We start from the raw sequence: 19,299 nt of genomic DNA, 5'->3' as shown, positions 1-19,299 counted from the left end.
GCCGATAACACAATATTTCAGTTTTTGGACTTGACTTATTGTAAGCCGGTATTTCTGGACTGGATTAAGCCGAACAAAAGGGAAAAACTGGCTGACTATGCACTTCGGATGAAGGCGGAGTATCAATTGCCGGATAATGCAATCATCGTCGGGCAATCTTTTGGTGGCGTTTTGACAATAGAAATTGCGAGAGCATTCCCCCAAGTAAAAGCCATAGTACTTTCCAGTGTAAAATCATTCTCCGAACTCCCCCCATTCTATAGCAAAGGGAAATATTTCAGCATTCATAGTCTTGTCCCACCATTTCTTCAAAGAAAATATATGCTAAATCTCAGAGAGAAATTTGGCCTGCACACACCTGAATACATCAAAATATACGAGAGGATAGTATCAAATACTGACTTTTATTTTAATAATTGGGCCGTGTCGGCATTATTGCGCTGGGAGAATAAGATTGCTCCGCTTAACGTGATCCACATTCACGGTTCTGACGACAAAATGTTCCCTATAAAATATGTAAAATCTGACTTCACAGTTCAGGGAGGTGGACACCTGATGGTCATGGAGCACGCTCCGGTTGTGTCAGAGCATTTAAAAACCCTGATATCGGGTGGATAGTGGCTGGCATCTATGAAACCTGGTTAACTAGCGCACCAAGGGACCGCCTTTGAAGGTCAAATGCGGTCCGAGCCTCTTGGCTTCAATTTTTTTCCGTGGCATTCTGGCTCCCGCCACCAAGGGAAAAGGCTAGTGGCAGATACCAATCCCGCAGGGTCGGGAAGAGAGCGCCACGCAAGCGATTGGCTTGCTGGGCGCTTATAAGATGGCAGTCATTCCGCTGCCCAGCGAAATGACTGCGTTTCATGCAAATCCCAGACTTGGGACAATCGCAATTAAAGCGATACTTCACTCATCCACTTTATGGCGTTGATTCCTGGTATAAAAAGGTACATACCGCCCTTTAATGTATTGAAAGTGGGCATTCCAATAAAGCGTTTTGGTAAAGGATCGCCAGGCATGGTAAAAGTTCCCTTGCCTTCGTTGAGTCCTATCATAGGATCTCTTTCATTTTTGAGGCTGACAAAGTTTCCGTTGTTCACCCATTCTTTTTGCAAAAATTCAAGGGTCTCCATGGCTTTTGCACTAAACGCTATAAAATAAAGACCTCGCTCTTTACCGTCATCTTTAGTACTGCCATTTGTCAATGCAGGCCCATACCCTACGCCTTTGCGTATAATACGGTGCAGGTTCACATCCGACATGACAGCCATTTTACTGTTGCGCGGATTCATACGGCGCATATGACTTGAGTAAGGGACTAACTTACCACTTTGATCATTGCTGAAATCAAAATCATTATTTTTTGTGATATCTGCCCCTAATGTTGCATTGTCTTTAAATGGGCACATATTTAATGGAGCGCCACTCCGCCATCTGCCTATCATTTTAGCGGCCAACAATTCCTGCTCATCTTTCGATTTTGCCTGTTCACTAAGGTATTTATTGAATGCAGCAACATGGCTGTGATATTTTCTAAAAATGACAAAAGTACCATTTCTGGCAAATTCAAATGGTTGTGGCATAGGATAATGGTTACCAGCTTCGTTGGTGTATCCGAATATAAATTCACCTGCCTTTATGGGCCGTTCTTTAGAATTTAACTGCTCTGCCCCACTGCCTTCAATTTCCGGATTACTGATACCATCACGAAAACCAAAATGGTTAAAATTGCCTTCTACCGGCGTATCAAAGTCTGCCTGAAAACGAAGCTTTATGCCTGCATGGTTTGACAATATATGTAGTGCTATTTGTCTCTTTGCATCAAGCTCTGCCTTGCTTTTGGCAACAATAGAAACGGCAATATGATTACGGCTATCTTTAAACGCCGCCTCCCATTTTTCCGGGGCATTTTCATTAATATCCATTAGTTTTTGGTTGCGGGCGGCCATACCTTTTTTAAAGGCATCGGGAAAGCTTTCCAGCGTGGCGGCAGGGAGCTCCAGCTTTTTTAAACCCTCGTAAGTAAGAGCTACCGAAAGCCAGGCATCATCGCTATCCCACCAGTTCTTGGCAGAGGTGATGTAGGGTAACAGCTCCTTTAAAAATGCCTTGCCCGATTGGCCGTCCTGCATTTCGAGAAATACATTTACGCCATGATAAGGCAAAGGCCGTTCTCTGAGAATGATGGCCTGTATGTCGTGCAACTCTATTTTTTCGGAGGTGCGTTTAAATAAATTTTTTAAGAACATAAGACTACTAAGCTTAGAGAATTTGAAATGTTAACCAAAAAGTTCTTTCAGCGTTTGGGGTTCTTTCCGTTCCTTCCCATTAAGCTGATGCCTTGTTTTCGACGAAATTTGATATGCTTTCAATCTTGCCATTTGAAGGTCGCCCATTGGACGGTTGGCTTCTAAGCAGCGAAACGGAGTGAAGGAAAGATGCTCCATTATTTCAAAATTTCCATCAGCATCAACTTCTTGTCGGGGAACATACAATTCTGCAACCGTTTGAAAGGGGGACAAATCCTGGGGCCATTCTACCGTAAGATCGTTTACAGGCATTTTTTTGAGATCTTTGCAAAGCTGTACCTGAAATTCAAATTTAAAATCCTGGTCACGAATGGTTTCTAAAATGGATTTTCGATAGGCCTCGTCGTCCTTATCAACATTCACCTCGATTTGGCGCACCTTCTTTACCGACTCCTCACAGGGACTTACTCTCAGTTTTGCTATATACTCGCCATGTCGTACCGCCCCCATGCTATAAAAATTGTACAACAATGTATTTTGAGGCTTGATGTCCTGGAAAGACAGCAGTGCCTTCAACTCCCTGAGGGTGTTTCTGCTTGGAAATGCTTTGCCCATTTCGGTTGTCCACAGATAAGCTAGTTCTATTTTTCCCCAGGCGCCTTTGTCAAAGTATTCGTGCAACCGGTGAAACAACTTGTCTATAAACATATAGTCGTGCGAGGAATTGCAAAAGAAGATGGGATGATTAATGAGGTTAAAGTCTACGTTAGGAGTATCTTCTTCTCCGGGCGACAATTTTTTGCCAGGAACGCTCAGAACTTTGATTGCAAGACCCTGGGCATTACCGCTAAACCTGTCTGGAAAAGCCCGTGCCGCTCCATTAGATAGTCTAATTACAGCTTCATGTTTTCCCGGACGTGCATAAATTCCCTGCGCCAGTTCCTCGGGCAAATTATCAAGAATAGTGAATTCTGCTTTCAGGGCTGCATACCCTTTTGCATGGGCATCCCGTGTATGATAATTTGTATTGCTTACAGTAGGAGACCTTTCTACAAACTTCGTTATATCTGCATTGATCGTCGCTACATGTTGGTCAAAATCTGCCGGTAAATCTTCGGCTTCCTGCGAAAACAAAATATATTCCCGTTTCATTAAGGAAGTGTTTTAAGTCTACAATTCCAAAAGTTTGTTCAGACCTGATCCGATTTTTTCTAATCTTGTAACATCGGCAACGGTAAGATTGGGGTGGCTTACAAACCAGGCAGATGCCGTAATTTGTTTGCTGAGTATAAATTCTTTTACTGTGGGCGACTTAATACCTGGCCAGCCTTCAATATTTCCAAAAATCAGGTCCATCATCTCCGGTATTTTTGTTGCAAAGTCATTGATGTAGGTATCCCAATCACCGTCATAGCAAGTACAAAAAAGTAGCTTGGTGTCGTTTTCTAAAAATACAAAACGCATATCATGGAGCGTACCTACTTTTCTGGCGCCTGTAAGGTTACCTTTTAACGTTTCAAAAATCAGCCGCAGATTTCGAGCTCCATCGGGTTTCAAATCTGTGATAATAGTCAATTCAGAGAGTTCACCACTACGCAGACCGGCATCACCGGCACTAATTACTTCGTGCGCTTTGTCCAGCGGTTCACCCAATGTGGCCAGGTACAGTTTCAATTTTAAAGCTGCATCCTGCGTAAGTTGTCTAATGTTCATTTCGTTTTAATTTTAAGAATTAAGACTTGTCGCTACTAGCCCGTCTATTGTTTTACCCAATACATTGTTTTCGAAAATACACCTTTGTGTGCTACGATTTTTAGCTTGTTGCTTTGGAGATAAATTTCGCAATTGCCCTTTTGACCGCTTTCGTGGTTTTCGACTGTTCCTTTCCATTCGTTTTTTTCAAAACGTACATCGTACAGTGTTGGACGGCCCTTGGGGTCAATCCCTAAGAACTTTCCATTGGTGTTTGTAATGGTGATGATAACGCCATCCTCGGTTTTCCATTTACCTGTAAAGTCCTCCTTTGCTGACTGGGCAAAGCTGAGGGATGCAATAACCAGCCCAACGAGCAGGGAAAATAGCTTTTTCATTTATGTTTATTTTGTGAAATAATATAGCAAATGTATGCCGAATGGCCCAGGCTGTTTTTAATATATCTTAAAAAATTATTGCTAGCTTATGCTTATGTGCGTACAGTCGTGAACTTCATCAGGGTACCGGTTGTCTATGCACGCAGCTCGGGGACATCGGCGTCAGATTTACGTTTCCCAGGCGATGTTATGTGCTCGAGAGGAAATGTTTTTAAGATTAATCCCTGAATTTAGCGGCCCGAATAACACTTAACCTTTGTTGGGTAATGCCCAGATAGGATGCAATGTGACCTAAAGGTGCCCGGAGCAAGATGTCGGGGTGTTTTTCTATCAATGACTTGTAGCGGTCCTGGGCCGATTGTAACTGCATGGCATAGAGTCTTTCGGAAAAGATGTCAATAACATCTATCAGTAAAAGCCTGATTAGTTTCTCAAATCCGGGAACGCTCTCAAACATGGGTTCAAAATCTTTGTACTGGGCTATCCGGATATGTGAATTCTCGATGGCCTCCCACCCATAAGGCGAAGACCGTTTGTAGAAAACACTTTCTAACGGAACGCAGAATTTATTTTCTCCAAAGAAAAGATGAGTAATGTCTTTCCCATCTTTCAAGTAGTAGGTCCTCATCAGCCCCTTTTCAATAAAGCAAACCTTTTGGGAGCGGTTGTCAGGGTAAAGAAATATTTCGCCCTTTTTTACATCCTGATGCTTAAACACCTGGTCAATGTTCTGGGCAAGCCCGGCCTGTACGTTAAGGTGTTTTTCAAAGTAACTGAGGAGCTCCATACGTGCATGTTTCAACAAATATACTTGTCCGAAGGTGTGAAGGTAGTAAGCATTACGGATTTTTGACAGCGTGTTGCATTCCGGAAACCGCGACCTGACAGATCTCGCATTTTTTAATTTATGTTAAAAGATATTACGCAAAAGTGCGAAAAATTGCCGATCGAAAGACTGAATTTTTAGATCTCTTATGCGCGTAAACTACCCGAATCGCAGGACTCCTGTTCATAAACGGATTCTTGTCCTATTTGCTATTTCTTTACTATCCCATGAAAACAAAGGTCAAGACCGCGATCAAGGCAGATTGGCGGCCAGTGTCGGGACATCAATTCCTCTACAACATGACGTAAAATTTGGATGGATATTTACAAAAAAAGCATCTTTGGAGGGATATGTGCAAGTGGGTATTCCGCCGAGGGTATACATCAAACCCCTGGTTGAGGTATCTGCATCAAAGAGCGCAGAGGCAAGAGATTATCTCAAGGCGAACCTGGAAGGTGAGATTGGTTACGGTCTGGGACTCAGATGGTACTACCGACGTTTTAATTTTGATATTGCGTACAACCGTTTAAACTACCGGATTCGCAAGAAATCTTCAAAGGAGCTTGTCAATAATTTGGCCTACGACGATCCCGATCTCAAAGTAGTATTAGGTATTCTTTCTGACCGGGTTCCTGCTTTTGATGATCTGTATAGCCATTATTTAATAACTCCCGTTGCGCATGCGGATCAAGTATCCATTTCAGGTGGCTATCAGTTGCCCGTGTATAAAACGCTTCGGATCGGGGTAGGTGCCGGAGTGTCTGCTACGATGCAATCGACTGTTCACATTCAATCCGACCGTTCAAAACAATCTGCAGACATTTTGTTAGAAGCTGTCACACCCAATCTGACCAAAAAGCTGGAAAGTCTCGTCAACTGGCATGTGATCCCGACCATCAATTTGCAACTCATTTACCGTTTCCCGCGGCCACCACGCGCGTGAGAAATGCAAGTTGAGGTGCGGCTCGTAGCCCTTTATGTAATTATGTAACACTGTTGTATAACTCGGACCACGAAGGGCGGGAAAGTCAGCTCCCGAATGCAATTTTATATGTATTCCGGAATTATGGGTGCCGAAACGTCTTTAGCTCGTTTAATAAAAAAGGAAAAATGCGATCCATAACATTCATTCTATCATATCTTCTCTGCCATTGTGCCTTCGGACAAGTAGAGATGAAAATTACCAGTACGAAAGTGGCCTCTGATGGCACTCGTTACAACGTTAGTGTCCCTCAAAATATTCCAGCCTACACGCAAGTGTACTCGAATGTTGACAACAAACTGGATAAGGAAAAGTACACTGCGCCAGGGGCTAAGTATGCCTTTGCTTCCATTGACATGAAGGCCGATGAGTCAAAGCGACGTGACCTTTTAATCAAAGAAGCGTTTACGTTGAACAAACGTCCTATACCTGAGGATACCATCAGGGTCAAATACAAGATCACTCCCAAAGGAAAGATTCTTGAAATGGATTTTTTTATTTCAGCTACATCTAAATTGTCAGCGGACGATATAGAGTTGATAGAAGAAACTTTAAAAGACAAATACACTGTAAAAATGTCCGCTGAAAAATTCAAAGGTATGAAGTTTACGATCTATACAGCTCCCATCAACCTTGGCAGAATAAAGAACCTGTAAGCAAGTTCGGATAGAGGTTTTTTGGTGACATTGAGGTTGTCTTCAAAAAAGGCAGCCTCTTAATTTGTCGAAACCTTGCCAATATCCTACGATTGACTATTATTTAGTCGATGAACTTACCAGCTTGCTTTCTGAGTAGAATTGTTGAATTTCATCAAGTATGGGAGAGTAAGCCATCGGGTCTATTTATAACAGGGCGATCTACAATTTAATGGATAATTTATGTCCCGTGCAAGTGACCAGTAGTTTGTTAGAATTTGTCTTAGTTCCTGGCTGTGACCTAGACATTCCGTCGGTGCGGTTGGGTTTGTAGTTCCGACCGCACAAGAACGCCGCTGACGGTTATGAGGCTTGCCGGAGCTTACCTGACTTGGTAAACAACTTGTTTCTCACTAGTTCAACATTCGCGCTGATCCTCGACTTTCTCACTCGGCAGTAACGCATCGTCGTTCTAATGCTTCGGTGGCCTAACATTTTGCTAACATCTTCCAGAGGGATCCCATTGTTGAGCATCATATCTGCAAAGAAATGCCGGGCGTCGTGCGTATCGAGCCTTCTGATACCGCCACTAACATCCCGGATTTCACACAGTTGCGCAATGTCCTTCAAATACACGTTATAGCGGTAGTTACTATTTACCGGGATCAGCTTACGATTGGCAATGCAGTAGGGATGGTCTTGGTATTTGGATATCAGCTCGTCGACGATTGGTAGAATTGGTACCATTTCGCCAACCTCTGTCTTACCTCTGTGCTTGACAAGCCAGCGTTCTTTCTTAGGCCCAACCAGAACGACATTTTCGGGACTGAGGTCATAAATATCCTGATAGGCAAAGCCGGTGAAGCATTGGAAAATGAATGCATCCCTAACCTCAGAAATCCGGTCAACACTGAACTGCTTTTGCTGAATTTTCTCAACCTGCCAAAATTCCAGCGGGATTACCTCCACGTCGCCGCCAGAGCATTTGAATCCTTCCATGGGGTTGGAAGGGATGTATTTCTTTTTAACGCCGATTTTGACAATCTGACGAACCCATTTTACCTCTTTGCGGGCTGTTACCTCCGCTAGCGGCTTGGCGACGTGTAGTGTCAAATAATCATAGAGGTCGTCCGCAAAGGTGTCTGCAAGAGAGGAAAAGTGAATGTCCTCGCGGTCGAAATGATATTTGATAAAAGCAGCCACCTTCTTTTTGGTGCTGCGCCAGTGCTTCAAGGTCTCATACGAGGCATTTTCCCGTTCTACCCGCTTCTCGAATTTTGCGATGAACTCGTCGAAGACGTCCAGCACGGTTTGCTCGTTCTTGGCGGCAGGCTTGGCTAGTTTAGGCTGCTCAATCGCAGGCTTGCCCAGGTAAACGTTCTTAACCATCGCAGGGGTCACCTCGGGGAATTGGGTTTGAAGGCCGTTAAAGATCCGCTCAACATCAGTTTGGAGTTGGGCCAGTTTCTGGTTGGCCAGCTTTACTTCCAGTCCTGAGCCAGTGACCTGCTTGACATCCAAGTCCCAGGATGCCGGGTTTACTTTCTTGCCTGTTGAGATTTCGGTGTACTTACCGTCGATTGTGATTCTGGCATAAATAGGAGCTCTGCCGTCTGCTTTCGCTTTTTGTCTGTACAGCCAGAAGAGTACAGTCAGGTTCTGTTTGAAATTCATCATCCTCACAGTTTAAGGTTAGAAAAACATTGATGTTTGAGAAACCTTGGTCAAAATCGCCTCTGTCAAACATGTCCATTCGGTAACCTAATTTAGTAAGCAAAGCAGGTTACCGAATAGGTTACCGAATGCTTTGATCTGGATTGAATCAGAATGATATACTTATCTTCGAAAACAGTGAAAAAATGACGTTTTTAAACGAAAAAAGCGCCCTTTGAGGCGCTTTCAGTGATCCCGCTGGGAACAATTTAAACTTTGAAAGCACTTGTATATCAATTACTTACAATTCCTCTCAAAATAGGTAGCCGAAATGGTAACCGATTTTTTTAGCTTGTTTTGATGCATTTTAGTTATCTAACATCGGTATCAAAGTTAAGCTTTATTCCAATATTTCATTACCCCTTCTTTGCGATAGATATCGATTGCCAGTTTTGGGATGGAGTGATATCGAATACATTTAGCAAATAGTGAACGACATACAGCTTTATCGGGATTGCAATCTTTCTTTGTTGAAGTAAAAAAATAGAAGTTGTATTCGTGACTCAGATGAAGAAAGCCGATTGAAGCCAACATTTATCCAGTGTGTACTTTTGCATACTCACCGTCTAAAAATTGGTATTCCTAAAGTTCTTTCCCTGCCTAATGATGAATTGAGCAAAGCGTACGTGCTGCTGATGTATGTTTTTAAAAGAGCGTATCTGCGTCGTTATTTTAGTTGAAAGAGGCACGTCTGGCAAGTTGTGGTACGCCGACCTATCTGATGAGGCATTTATTAAGTCCTTGCTGGTTGGTAGATCCGACGATGAAGCTAAGGGCTATTGAGAATGAATAGCGATGATACGCCATAACTTGCTTTTTTGGAAGCCGTCACTTCCTTTCGGCCATACGTTAGTTTAAATTTATGGACGTATAGTGTTGGGAGAATGCAGAAATTTGGTTTTACTAACTTGCTCATGTGCAAATCAACGATTGTCTATAAAGGTAATAACTGTCCCATTAACCCGTTCGGCTGCGTTTCGCCTCGACTGTGATGTTGCTGAGCCCGGAGATTTAATGGAGGTGAAATTGGGAGACGAGATCTTCCGTGAATTGGCTAATTCTGGCTTTTTTATAAGATTAATGCCCTCTCGAACAAGATCATTGATGAGTTTGAGGATGAAATGATAGTGGAGAAATCGCAACTGCTAGCAATATTTCAGAGCAGTACTTTTGATCCAGCCAATTATTCAGCAGAACTGTTTACGGTTATTGACCCAATAAAGAACATGTTCAGTGAGGCGTTCGCTGGATCTACTGGTGTATCCTATTACTTTTAAAGTGCTGGCACCTACCTTTTTGAAACTGAAGTCAGGATGTTTGTAAATCCTCCGGCCAGCGGCTTCGCAGAATGGGGGCAAGATTCAACTGTCAGAGAATTTACCTAATCCCCGCCAACACCAGAATCAACGGCTGTGTTAGGGTACATAAGCTGAACCTTCCTCAAAACGAAAAGCTTTTTGCCGAGCACCTATCGACTTTAAAGATCGGCTGACCTATCATAAGCTAGAAAGAGGAATTCACTTTGCGTCAAATTATGTATTGCCCATACCAATCAAATGTGATCCGGTCAAGTTTTTCCACCATGACCGAACGCGGATGCATTGTGCTTAGTTTCGGACTAATATAAGGAATGGCCGATTCGGTGTTGAATAGGACGAAAGCAGTTCATAATCTTCACCTGATAAGTCTTCGACTTCCAATGCGGCGCCCTCGAACCTAACGAGTATTTTGGAAAACAGGTTGATATATCGCCTGATTTTAATGACCGCAAGATTGTCCCGTGTCCGTTCCACACAATATAGTTCCGTCATAAAATGGCGGTAGGGTTCCCTCACTTTTTGCATGAGTGGCTCAGCAAATCCGGTGGATTCATCAAAGAGCCAAGTAGCTGCTCGTCATCCTCAACAAATTGTATCTGACCGAAAAGCCTTGTTGTCTTTAACAATACGTGCCAATTATTCTGTGTAAAGACCTTATATTTTTTCATTTCTTGGGGCATACTAAAAAATAGCGATTTTAATTAGGTCTCGCATTAACGGCAAATTTAGAAGCTAGAATTGAGCGGGTTTGCGCCAGGCAGCAAACTTGTTATTCATTGGGCTAGATTTCGAGCTAGTTGTTACCAAGTCTTTCGGCGAGTCTGTTAGCTAAATCTTCGATATCCATCCTCCTGGTGAGCAGATTTATCCAGCTTTCAGGGATGTTCTTCGCCCCATAAAGTATTCCAGCTAGCCCGCCAGTGACACAAGCTGTCGTGTCTGTATCCTCTCCAAGGTTAACAGCTTTTAGCACAGCCTCGGGGTAGCTGTCGGTGGAAAGTAGGCACCAGATACTTGCTTCCAAGCAATGTACCACGTAGCCACTACCGGAAATCTCGAACGAAGATAGATCACTTATGTGGTCGTTTAGCAAGCGATCAAATTGTTTGATCTCCATCGGATTAATGGAAATGGAATTTAAAAATTTCGGAACATCTACCTTCAATTTCTCATAGACGGTGTGTTTGTCGTTGCTTTCAAGTAGTAGCCTTGCAAATTCGAGATAGTAAAAACAGGCAATGACGGAACGAATATGCCCATGGGTAATCGAAGATACGTCCTTGGTTATTTGAAATCGCTCGGCAATGGACAGGTTTCGGATATAAAATACCAGGGGGAGTATTCGCATCAACGAGCCGTTCCCGTTTTCTATCTCATCAAAACCACCAGCCAAATCTGACCTGACTCCTTTTGATAGCCGATAGATCGCTTGCCTGGTCGTAATGCCAACGTCGAATACTTCGCCACGCGCTGTCCAATAGTTTGAAAAATACCATTTTTGAAAGCTCTTTGCGATGTCTTCAAGACTGAAATCGTTGGCTAATGCCTCTGACAAGCAAAATGCCAGCGAGCTATCGTCCGACCAGGTTCCGGGCGGAAGGTTGTATGTTCCATAGCCCGTCATAGTCACAGCGGGGCTTTTTTCTAGTTGCTCCCTGCTTTTGAACTCATACGGAACCCCAAGAGCGTCTCCGACTGCCAAACCTAACAACGCATTCCTTATCATTGATTGGTTCCAAAAATTTGATTTGTAAAATACATTCAGTCTGCCTTTGTCATTCGGAGCGCCCATCGGATTGTGTATTCATCAATTCAAAATGTATTGCATCAGCGACTGGTAACCCAATCCGAGAAAAACGCTTCTTGTTCGGCTACGGTACCCACTTCTGCCTCATCGGCAGGCTCAAAAATATTAACCATTCGGTCAAGAGAAGATGCTATTCCTTTTTCCAGTTGATATGCCTTTATCCCGCCTCCCATGCTCCGGGACATGCCGGAAGCCCACACGTTGCGTGCAGCACCTTTAACTAGCAGGCGCCACCCCGTTTTCTCAATTTGTTCTCGCAAGTCTCGTAAGGCTGAAAAGAAGTCATCCGAGGAAACATGACATTCTTCCAGCGCATCGTTCCTCAAGGTGAGCTCGCACGTGTCATTGGTTCTCTTCGCTAACAACGTCGAAATGTGAAGGTTTCCCAGTCTGTCAACGGCTGTTACAATGTGCTTTTCATTCATCAAGACTTTGGCTAACAATTGAATTAAAGGATATTTTTCTTGGACAATATTTAAAGATTATGCGGATCTAAGTTCTGCGCGAAGCTTGTGACTGTGTTGTTATTTGCTTCGTCGTAAATGAATAACTCGGTGATAAAGTACCCCAAATAAGTTGCTCACATCGTTGAACTACTCGAAATGCTATCTTTCAAGTAACACTAACTTGGGTCGATGCCAAGGCACGGCATTTCGTAAGCCAATAGAGAAATGACGAAATAAAGTGTCTTTTTTTTGGGGTGATTTTGCCTATTTAATTGGCAGATAATGTATTATGTATTTGGTACGAGTATTGACTCTCTCTGAGTATCCTATCAAAAACGAAACATGATGAATCGCCAATCCCCAACGGATGATGAAACGCGCTCAATGCTGCGCTCCGTCTCGCAGGCCATCGGGCTGCTTCATGAAACTGACTTTACGCCTGATTTTGACTGTGATGAAAATGCTTCGCTGCTGCTACAACTGGGAATCCGGGCTGGGATTGCGGCAACCGTTAATCCGGCACCGGCACCGCACGTTACCAGATGGCGCGACATCGTTTCCCAGACTGATACCGAAGCCCTGAAAAGCCTGTTTTCGCACAGCCGAGTAATCCCTTTTTCCGACTGGACGGACGTGCATCAGGCAGCTGATCTGTGGTATGGGCTCTTAGCCGATATAATCCGCCCAATGGCGCACAACGATTGGGAGTTCATTTTCTACCTCGGCAACCCGGCCAACCGTCACTTTTTCGACATCGACGAAATCCTGGACGTAATTGGCAGCTTTGCCCGCAGTGGTAATGTAACATTGGCGCTGGATGAACGGGAGGCATTTGGAGTGTGGTCGGTGCTGTTTGGAGGGAAACGCGTGCAGGAGTTTGGTATGCAGGACCCGGATGTAAATGGACGATACCGGGCGCTGTTTCAAACGTTGGATATCCTCCGGTTAATCGTCTATTCCGAAACCCATGCGGCACTGGTAATGCAGAATAGTTATTTCGAGATCGACCGGCCGCCCGTTCCTGCGAATATGCACAATGAACGTGAGCGTGACAATTTTATCGAAGGCTATGCATTAGGACTGAAAACCGGGATGGAACCGGCACAATGCCTCGTACTCGGCATTGCCACGGCCGGTTCGATCTCCGGCAAAGGCCCGGTCAGGCCTGAAGTAACGCACTTTCTGTCCGAATGGTTGGATAGCATCTAAGCCGGATCTGTGCCACCAGCCAATGGCTGCTCGTTCACGGGTAGATGTTTTACATGCCACTTTTATTAAATTCGTATAACCGGCACCGTCACTGGTCGCAGGACTTCCGCCGCGAGCGGGCAGATCAGCCATCAAATCCGTCATGAAAGAAAATATCCAACACAATAAGGACGCCCAGACAGCGCTTTTGAAAGATTCCGAGTCGAGGGACTTTCTGGAACAACAGCGCAGGATACTGCTCGAACTTAGCGACGATATCACGCAGATCCGCGACAAGAATGACCTGATTATCCTGTTTTCTTCCCGCATTAAAAGCCTTTTCTATTTCAAACATACGATCGTAACATTAATCAATCCGGAACGGACCTCATACCGACCGTTTTTGCTGGACCCTAAATCGTCGCCCATTCAGACGCATCCCATTTACGCCACGTTGGTCGACTCCGATTTTCCCCTCCGCGGCCCATTCATAGAGGGGGTACTTGATGCCGGCAAGCCGGTTTTGTATTGGATGGAAGATGTGATGGACCTTCCGGGCAGCCCCACTTTCCTGCGAGTCAACTATGAAGGGGGCATACGGGAGATTCTGATGACACCCTTGAAAAGCAAGAACGAGATCATGGGCTTCCTGCATATGTATACCGACCGCCGGGGTAGTTTCACCGAGGAATTCATCAGCATTATAGAAGGCATTGCACCGCAAATTTCCAGCGCGGTTACCAATATTATCAAGAACGACCAGATCCGCGAAAAAGAATGGATCAACGAAATCCTGCTCGAATGTAGTATTGGTCTGGCCGCAGTCCGCAACCGGCAGGAACTGGCCGACGCAGTACGCACGACTCTGGTCCGGTTTAACCTGATGCGCGGGTTCGGTATTCGGCGGATCAACCCTGATCAGCAAACCCTGACCACATATGCATACGATCTGGGTATCAACGAAATTTCTGATGAGGACAGGATCGAGTTGACACAGGGCCAGTTCCCGATCTACGATGGCCTGCAAAACCGTGTGCTCGACAGCTCCATACCATTGCAGGTCAACATCGACGCGGAGGTCAACCGGGGCGTCACAAGCCGGTACCTTTCGATATGGCAGCGTATGCGCCTGAAAACGATGGTCGGTATTGCATTACGGAATGGCGATTTGAAGCTGGGCGTGCTGTGGCTAGGTATCGAGCAGGCTAACCTCTCGCTGTTGCAGGCGATCGGATCGCAGATCTCGGTAGCGATGTCGAATGTGCTGGCTGCGGAGGAGATCATCGCACGTGAGCGGGAGAAAAGTTTCCTGCTCGCTTTCAGCAACGAAATTTCCCGCGTTCGCACAAAAGAGGATTTGAAGAATGCGGTTTTTAAAGTGCTGAGCCGCATTCAGAACGTCAGACTAGCGCTGATCAACCTGATTGCGGATGATAATTTTACATTAAAAACCTTTATGCACGACAAGACGCTCTTCGAAAACGCAGCAGATCAGCTCAGTGCGCTGGTAACAGCTTCCAGCAGCGTCCACGAACCGCTTCCCGCCAGGATACTCGCTTCCGAAGACCGTGTGATCCTCAAAGTGGAGGAAGAACTGGCCACCTGTCCTGACAATCCTTTCGTGCAGCATTGGGCGAAAACGGGCCTTCAATATATTTTTGCGGCACCGCTGCGAAGCGCCCAGGCCGACCTGGGTACGCTCTGGCTGCTCACCGATAATCTGAAAAGTGAGCTCCTTCAAGGTATTTGCTCGCAGATCTCGACGGCCATTGCCAACATTCAGGCCAATGAAAAAATATTGGCTTACAAAAGAATGCTCGAAATGGAGAACAGCCAGTTGAAAGAGCAGATTAAACGGACGTACAATTTTAACGAGATCGTCGGCAGCGGGCCGGAAATGCAGCAGGTGTACGACCTGATTAGCCTCGTTTCGGAATCCAACTCGACGGTGCTCATCACCGGTGAGACGGGCACCGGTAAGGAGCTCATCGCGCGGGCCATCCACAGCACTTCACCGCGAAAGGATAAGTTGATGATCAAGATCAACTGTGCCGCATTGCCGGCCAACCTCATTGAAAGCGAGTTGTTCGGACATGAAAAAGGCGCATTTACCGGCGCGGTCGAGCGCCGGATTGGCAAATTTGAGCTGGCGGATAATAGCACATTATTCCTGGACGAGATCGGTGAAATGCCTCTGGAAGCGCAGGTGAAATTGCTGCGCGTTTTACAGGAAAAGGAGCTGGAAAGGATCGGCGGCAAAACGACTATTAAAGTGAATGTCCGCGTTATTGCCGCTACCAACCGGAACCTGGAAGAGGAGGTAAGAGCCGGCCGGTTCCGCTCCGACCTGTATTACCGTCTCAACGTGTTCCCGATCCACCTGCCGCCCCTGCGCGACCGCCGTGACGATATTGTACCGCTCGCGCATCTGTTTGTAGATCGTTACAGCAAAGCCACCGGCCGGAAAGTCAGGAAGATTTCACCGAAAGTACTGCACGAGCTCACGAGCTATCCATGGCCTGGGAATGTACGCGAGCTCGAACATTTGATGGAACGGTGTGTACTGCTATCGACCGAGCCGATGATACGGGAGGTATACCTGCCCAAAAAGAAGGCCAATACCGAATCGCAGGCCGCCTCGATGGTGGGTACATTGGAAGATGTCGAGCGGGTACACATTATCGAGACCATCAAACGGTGCGGAGGAAAGCTCGCTGGCCGCGGCGGGGCCGCCGAGTACCTGGGAATGCCTGCCACCACCCTGCATTCGAAAATCAAGAAGCTGGGTATCACCAAACGGCAGTACCTGGCAAATTGATCTGATTAAAACCGAATCACGCGATATTTAAAGCCGGCCCATGTCATTAGGCGAAATATCGCGTGATTTTTGATAATGAAAGATATTTAAATTCTTTATTATCAGCTACTTAATAGCTTGGCACGACCATTGATCCTAATGAAGTGTTTTCAAACCAAATTCTTTAACACTCATGAAAATCGTTGTAATCGGCGGAAGCGGCCTTATCGGATCCAAAGTCGTCAGTAACCTAACCAACCTGGGCCACCAGGTAATCGCGGGGTCGCCCGCAACAGGCATCAACACCATCACAGGCGAAGGACTGTCGGAAGCGTTGAAAGGAGCCGACATAGTGATAGACGTTGCGAATTCGCCTTCTTTCGAAGATCAGGCCGTGCTCGATTTCTTCACCACCTCGGGTACCAACCTGCTCGCCGCAGAAAAGGAGACGGGCGTGCAGCATCACATTGCATTGTCGGTGGTAGGTACGCAGCTGCTGGCAGAAAGCGGCTACTTTCGTGGCAAGATCATGCAGGAAAAGCTCATCCGTGAGTCGGGTATGCCCTATACCATCGTTCATTCCACGCAGTTTTTCGAATTTCTGGGTGGCATCGCCCAGTCGGCCACCCAGGGTCAGATCGTCCGGCTGTCGGCAGCTTACGTACAACCCATTTCATCCGACGATGTGGCCTCGGCCGTAACGGAGCTCGCACTCGATACACCCCGAAACGGAGTCGTCGAGATTGCCGGCCCAGAACGTTTCCGCCTTGCAGAGCTCGTTCAAAAGTTCCTTAACCTCAAAGGCGACACCCGCTCGGTGGTGACCGACAGCCAGGCCCGGTATTACGGCGCGCTGCTTTCGGACGTGGCCCTTCTGCCTGCGGGCGATGCGCGCGTGGGCTCAGTGAACTTTGCCGACTGGTTTAAAGCGACCAACGTATAACATCCATAGTGAGCGTTCCCTTTTAAACTGATTTCTAAACCAAAAACAATTGCAGCTATGAACCTGTTTATGCCAATGATGCACAACAACGGCAACGACGACTACAAACACGAAGTCGAGATCCTCTCCACGGAGATCCACCATCATGAAGACCATACCTTCGAAGGCAGCGAATTCATGGACGATGCGCTCCGGATGCACGAGCAACCGCTGAAAGACGATGAGTAAGCAGCCGCAGGAGGACAGGCCTGCATTCCTTACCGGCGCATCCCGGATGGTCCGGATCGCTTAGCACAGTTTTTTCTTTTTAGTCATGAAGCATTTAGAGGTATCCAAAGTATTTCAAACCGTTAGTTCGGGCGACAGGCAGTTTGCTGCCCGGAAGGTACGCTCGATTCATTTCAACGGACTTCTGGACCCATTGATCGGTTTCGACCATTTCGAGTTGACAACCGATGTTTTCGGCCCGCATCCGCATGCAGGTATGTCGGCAGTGAGCTATCTTTTTGAAGATTCCGGACATTACCAAAATCTTGATTCGTCCGGGACCGACATTGTGATCACGCCGGGCAGCCTGATGTGGACCTGGGCCGGGCGGGGCATCGTCCACACCGAATTCCCCGTGCCGGAAGGCTCCCGCGTGCATGGTATGCAGGTATTTCTGAACACGGCCGCGAGCCGTAAGCAGCTGCCGCCTCAGGCATTATTTATTGACAGCCGCGACATGCCGGTGAGCAGCCTCAACGGGGCGAGGGTGAAAGTGGTTACCGGGCATACCGACCTTGTCAGCAATCCTACCGAAACACCCGACCACCTGACATTCCTTGACATTACGATCGAACCGGGACAGGCGTTCCGGCACGATCTGCCGACAGGGTGGACCGCAACCATTTACATCGTCTCAGGGAAGGCCATTTTCGCCAACAATAACAAATCCTGGATTATGACGACCGGCCAGGCACTGGCCGCCGGCCGCTCCGACCGGTTAGAAACGCTTCTTTTAACCGCTGTTTCCGATGTCCGAATCATCCTGTTGAGCGGCAAGGCCTTGGGCGAGCCGATCTTCTCAGCCGGTGCTATGGCAATGGGTTCCGAAGAGGAGCTGGGCAAGGCTATATCGGATTTCGAAGAAGGCCGGATGGGCTTTATCCGCATTGAAGGGACTGTCAGAACAATTGTTTTAGCCACCTAAATTTTAACCAGACATGGATCAATACAACGTAAAAGAGCTACCCGGCGATTGTTCGGGGACGGTCATCAGCATGCTCCAAGACCTTGCGCTGGGGCATTTCATAGAACTCGATCCGGTTTCATTCACCACGACGCTTAGCGACGACCAGGTGCTGGAAATGATCGAGGAAGCGGACCTTACCGCACACTATTCCCTGGAAGAAGAACGCGACATTCTGCACGTAGGAAGTCGCTATTGATCAATTTTTCAAATTTCGTTAACCAATTAATTTCTAAAACAATGAATGATTTCCTGATTGCAATCCACAGAGACATTACTAGCTCAGATCCGATACCCACGGCTGCGCAAATGCAAGCTGCTATCAAACCCTACCAGGATTGGGTGGCCGGCATTGGTGCAAAAGGTCGTTTGGTGGCTCCTCCCAAAAGATGGGACCTGGACGGGCGCGTGATCAAAAAAGGTAAAGAGGTATCCAAAGGGCCGTTTGTAGAAAACAAGCAGTCCATCGGCGGGCTGTTCCTGATCCAGGCCGAAAGCTACGACGAGGCCGTGGAAATCGCGAGCGGCTGCCCCATTATCGAATTCGGTGCGTCGGTAGAAGTGCGGATGGCGATACCGCCGGTGCAGTAATTCCGGCAATCCATTTGTAACACGAACGCCCCGTATAATGCGGGGCGTTCGTGTTTTAAGATGTTAAGTAAAGGTTATTTACCTTGCAGGACCTCCACAAACCCTCCCATGAGCAAGATCGGGCAATCTCTGGCGATCCAGACTGCCTCGGCGTAATCGACCGCTTCAATAAAGATGAGTCCCTGAACCGTGACGCTATCTTCTATTTCTGCTTCGCTGCAGATCGTAACGCCTTCCGCGTCCCACCTTTGAACGGGCCTTGTGAGTCGCTGGCGGGCTGCGAGGCTTAGGAACCAATCCTGCCAATGCTTGCGGTATATGAGCACTTCTTCCTCACCCAGTGGCGGAACTGCGCTTGGATGATCCCTTCTAAAAACCAGTACGAACTCCATTATTTTTCTGTGAAGCTAAGTAGTCAGAACGCACAGGGCAGCAAGCGCTGTGCCAGACCTACAACCAGCTATTTACAAGTAAGTTAACCA

Annotated in this window: 20 protein-coding genes; 11 read left to right on the top strand and 9 right to left on the bottom strand. The window is 46.6% G+C overall.

Going from position 1 to position 19,299, the window contains the following annotated elements:
• The coding region (locus AAHB90_RS16055; RefSeq protein ID WP_342086225.1) for an alpha/beta fold hydrolase at window positions 1-618 on the top strand (618 nt) is incomplete at its 5' end.
• Window positions 619-893: 275 nt separating this feature from the next.
• Here the strand turns inward: AAHB90_RS16055 and AAHB90_RS16050 are convergent.
• From AAHB90_RS16050 to AAHB90_RS16030, 5 genes are all read right to left on the bottom strand, one after another.
• Complete coding sequence (locus tag AAHB90_RS16050) at window positions 894-2,249, bottom strand: Dyp-type peroxidase (protein ID WP_342086224.1); 1,356 nt, start codon at window positions 2,247-2,249, stop codon at window positions 894-896.
• Between the two features lie 30 nt (window positions 2,250-2,279).
• Window positions 2,280-3,401 carry a catalase family protein gene (locus AAHB90_RS16045; RefSeq protein ID WP_342086223.1) on the bottom strand — a complete coding sequence of 374 codons (1,122 nt, stop codon included), beginning with the start codon at window positions 3,399-3,401 and terminating at the stop codon, window positions 2,280-2,282.
• Between the two features lie 18 nt (window positions 3,402-3,419).
• A complete protein-coding gene (locus tag AAHB90_RS16040) occupies window positions 3,420-3,962 on the bottom strand; it encodes a hypothetical protein (RefSeq protein ID WP_342086222.1) in 543 nt (180 codons plus the stop codon).
• A gap of 44 nt (window positions 3,963-4,006) precedes the next feature.
• Window positions 4,007-4,339 (bottom strand): hypothetical protein, encoded by a 333-nt coding sequence (locus tag AAHB90_RS16035; protein WP_342086221.1) that lies wholly within the window; start codon window positions 4,337-4,339, stop codon window positions 4,007-4,009.
• A gap of 217 nt (window positions 4,340-4,556) precedes the next feature.
• Complete coding sequence (locus AAHB90_RS16030; RefSeq protein WP_342086220.1) at window positions 4,557-5,126, bottom strand: Crp/Fnr family transcriptional regulator; 570 nt, start codon at window positions 5,124-5,126, stop codon at window positions 4,557-4,559.
• 187 nt (window positions 5,127-5,313) lie between these two features.
• Between AAHB90_RS16030 and AAHB90_RS16025 the strand changes: the two genes are divergently transcribed.
• On the top strand, window positions 5,314-6,108 hold the full coding sequence (locus AAHB90_RS16025; RefSeq protein ID WP_342086219.1) for a hypothetical protein: 795 nt from the start codon (window positions 5,314-5,316) through the stop codon (window positions 6,106-6,108).
• 230 nt (window positions 6,109-6,338) lie between these two features.
• Window positions 6,339-6,803 carry a hypothetical protein gene (locus tag AAHB90_RS16020; RefSeq protein WP_342086218.1) on the top strand — a complete coding sequence of 155 codons (465 nt, stop codon included), beginning with the start codon at window positions 6,339-6,341 and terminating at the stop codon, window positions 6,801-6,803.
• A gap of 342 nt (window positions 6,804-7,145) precedes the next feature.
• On the opposite strand, the gene AAHB90_RS16015 is transcribed toward AAHB90_RS16020, so the two are convergent.
• A complete protein-coding gene (locus AAHB90_RS16015) occupies window positions 7,146-8,459 on the bottom strand; it encodes a site-specific integrase (protein ID WP_342086217.1) in 1,314 nt (437 codons plus the stop codon).
• A gap of 530 nt (window positions 8,460-8,989) precedes the next feature.
• On the opposite strand from AAHB90_RS16015, the gene AAHB90_RS32810 reads away from it, so the two are divergent.
• Entirely contained in the window at window positions 8,990-9,175 is a 186-nt protein-coding gene (locus AAHB90_RS32810; protein WP_446717908.1) for a DUF5958 family protein, read from the top strand.
• Between the two features lie 1,432 nt (window positions 9,176-10,607).
• Here AAHB90_RS32810 and AAHB90_RS16010 read toward each other — a convergent pair.
• Window positions 10,608-11,606, bottom strand: a complete 999-nt coding sequence (locus tag AAHB90_RS16010) for an ADP-ribosylglycohydrolase family protein (RefSeq protein WP_342086216.1) — start codon at window positions 11,604-11,606, stop codon at window positions 10,608-10,610.
• Window positions 11,607-11,641: 35 nt separating this feature from the next.
• The gene (locus tag AAHB90_RS16005) at window positions 11,642-12,046 is read right to left on the bottom strand and encodes a hypothetical protein (RefSeq protein WP_342086215.1); all 405 of its coding nucleotides are present in this window, start codon (window positions 12,044-12,046) and stop codon (window positions 11,642-11,644) included.
• 363 nt (window positions 12,047-12,409) lie between these two features.
• Between AAHB90_RS16005 and AAHB90_RS16000 the strand changes: the two genes are divergently transcribed.
• From AAHB90_RS16000 to AAHB90_RS15970, 7 genes are all read left to right on the top strand, one after another.
• Entirely contained in the window at window positions 12,410-13,276 is an 867-nt protein-coding gene (locus tag AAHB90_RS16000) for a hypothetical protein (RefSeq protein ID WP_342086214.1), read from the top strand.
• Between the two features lie 142 nt (window positions 13,277-13,418).
• On the top strand, window positions 13,419-16,073 hold the full coding sequence (locus AAHB90_RS15995; protein ID WP_342086213.1) for a sigma-54-dependent Fis family transcriptional regulator: 2,655 nt from the start codon (window positions 13,419-13,421) through the stop codon (window positions 16,071-16,073).
• A gap of 172 nt (window positions 16,074-16,245) precedes the next feature.
• Entirely contained in the window at window positions 16,246-16,995 is a 750-nt protein-coding gene (locus tag AAHB90_RS15990) for an SDR family oxidoreductase (RefSeq protein WP_342086212.1), read from the top strand.
• A 57-nt stretch (window positions 16,996-17,052) separates the two neighbouring features.
• The gene (locus AAHB90_RS15985) at window positions 17,053-17,223 is read left to right on the top strand and encodes a hypothetical protein (protein WP_342086211.1); all 171 of its coding nucleotides are present in this window, start codon (window positions 17,053-17,055) and stop codon (window positions 17,221-17,223) included.
• An 85-nt stretch (window positions 17,224-17,308) separates the two neighbouring features.
• Window positions 17,309-18,187, top strand: a complete 879-nt coding sequence (locus AAHB90_RS15980) for a pirin family protein (RefSeq protein ID WP_342086210.1) — start codon at window positions 17,309-17,311, stop codon at window positions 18,185-18,187.
• A 13-nt stretch (window positions 18,188-18,200) separates the two neighbouring features.
• Window positions 18,201-18,425, top strand: a complete 225-nt coding sequence (locus tag AAHB90_RS15975; RefSeq protein WP_342086209.1) for a hypothetical protein — start codon at window positions 18,201-18,203, stop codon at window positions 18,423-18,425.
• A 41-nt stretch (window positions 18,426-18,466) separates the two neighbouring features.
• Window positions 18,467-18,817, top strand: coding sequence for a YciI family protein (locus AAHB90_RS15970; protein ID WP_342086208.1), 351 nt, complete (start codon window positions 18,467-18,469; stop codon window positions 18,815-18,817).
• Window positions 18,818-18,891: 74 nt separating this feature from the next.
• Here AAHB90_RS15970 and AAHB90_RS15965 read toward each other — a convergent pair whose 3' ends face one another.
• Complete coding sequence (locus AAHB90_RS15965) at window positions 18,892-19,209, bottom strand: hypothetical protein (RefSeq protein ID WP_342086207.1); 318 nt, start codon at window positions 19,207-19,209, stop codon at window positions 18,892-18,894.
• Window positions 19,210-19,299: the final 90 nt, after the last annotated feature.

The sequence above is a fragment of the Dyadobacter sp. OTU695 genome, from assembly GCF_038440355.1.
GTDB lineage: Bacteria > Bacteroidota > Bacteroidia > Cytophagales > Spirosomataceae > Dyadobacter.
This window is presented reverse-complemented; position numbering and strand designations above follow the sequence as displayed.

What these genes read in the sequence shown, in the direction of transcription:
- AAHB90_RS15990 (WP_342086212.1), top strand. Translation starts at nt 16,246, where the DNA reads ATGAAAATCGTTGTAATCGGCGGAAGCGGCCTTATCGGATCCAAAGTC.
- AAHB90_RS16030 (WP_342086220.1), bottom strand. Translation starts at nt 5,126, where the DNA reads ATGGAGCTCCTCAGTTACTTTGAAAAACACCTTAACGTACAGGCCGGG.
- AAHB90_RS16015 (WP_342086217.1), bottom strand. Translation starts at nt 8,459, where the DNA reads ATGATGAATTTCAAACAGAACCTGACTGTACTCTTCTGGCTGTACAGA.
- AAHB90_RS16040 (WP_342086222.1), bottom strand. Translation starts at nt 3,962, where the DNA reads ATGAACATTAGACAACTTACGCAGGATGCAGCTTTAAAATTGAAACTG.
- AAHB90_RS16000 (WP_342086214.1), top strand. Translation starts at nt 12,410, where the DNA reads ATGATGAATCGCCAATCCCCAACGGATGATGAAACGCGCTCAATGCTG.
- AAHB90_RS16020 (WP_342086218.1), top strand. Translation starts at nt 6,339, where the DNA reads ATGAAAATTACCAGTACGAAAGTGGCCTCTGATGGCACTCGTTACAAC.
- AAHB90_RS16005 (WP_342086215.1), bottom strand. Translation starts at nt 12,046, where the DNA reads ATGAATGAAAAGCACATTGTAACAGCCGTTGACAGACTGGGAAACCTT.
- AAHB90_RS15980 (WP_342086210.1), top strand. Translation starts at nt 17,309, where the DNA reads ATGAAGCATTTAGAGGTATCCAAAGTATTTCAAACCGTTAGTTCGGGC.
- AAHB90_RS15970 (WP_342086208.1), top strand. Translation starts at nt 18,467, where the DNA reads ATGAATGATTTCCTGATTGCAATCCACAGAGACATTACTAGCTCAGAT.
- AAHB90_RS16045 (WP_342086223.1), bottom strand. Translation starts at nt 3,401, where the DNA reads ATGAAACGGGAATATATTTTGTTTTCGCAGGAAGCCGAAGATTTACCG.
- AAHB90_RS16010 (WP_342086216.1), bottom strand. Translation starts at nt 11,606, where the DNA reads ATGGGCGCTCCGAATGACAAAGGCAGACTGAATGTATTTTACAAATCA.
- AAHB90_RS15985 (WP_342086211.1), top strand. Translation starts at nt 17,053, where the DNA reads ATGAACCTGTTTATGCCAATGATGCACAACAACGGCAACGACGACTAC.
- AAHB90_RS15995 (WP_342086213.1), top strand. Translation starts at nt 13,419, where the DNA reads ATGAAAGAAAATATCCAACACAATAAGGACGCCCAGACAGCGCTTTTG.
- AAHB90_RS15975 (WP_342086209.1), top strand. Translation starts at nt 18,201, where the DNA reads ATGGATCAATACAACGTAAAAGAGCTACCCGGCGATTGTTCGGGGACG.
- AAHB90_RS16050 (WP_342086224.1), bottom strand. Translation starts at nt 2,249, where the DNA reads ATGTTCTTAAAAAATTTATTTAAACGCACCTCCGAAAAAATAGAGTTG.
- AAHB90_RS16025 (WP_342086219.1), top strand. Translation starts at nt 5,314, where the DNA reads ATGCGCGTAAACTACCCGAATCGCAGGACTCCTGTTCATAAACGGATT.
- AAHB90_RS16035 (WP_342086221.1), bottom strand. Translation starts at nt 4,339, where the DNA reads ATGAAAAAGCTATTTTCCCTGCTCGTTGGGCTGGTTATTGCATCCCTC.
- AAHB90_RS15965 (WP_342086207.1), bottom strand. Translation starts at nt 19,209, where the DNA reads ATGGAGTTCGTACTGGTTTTTAGAAGGGATCATCCAAGCGCAGTTCCG.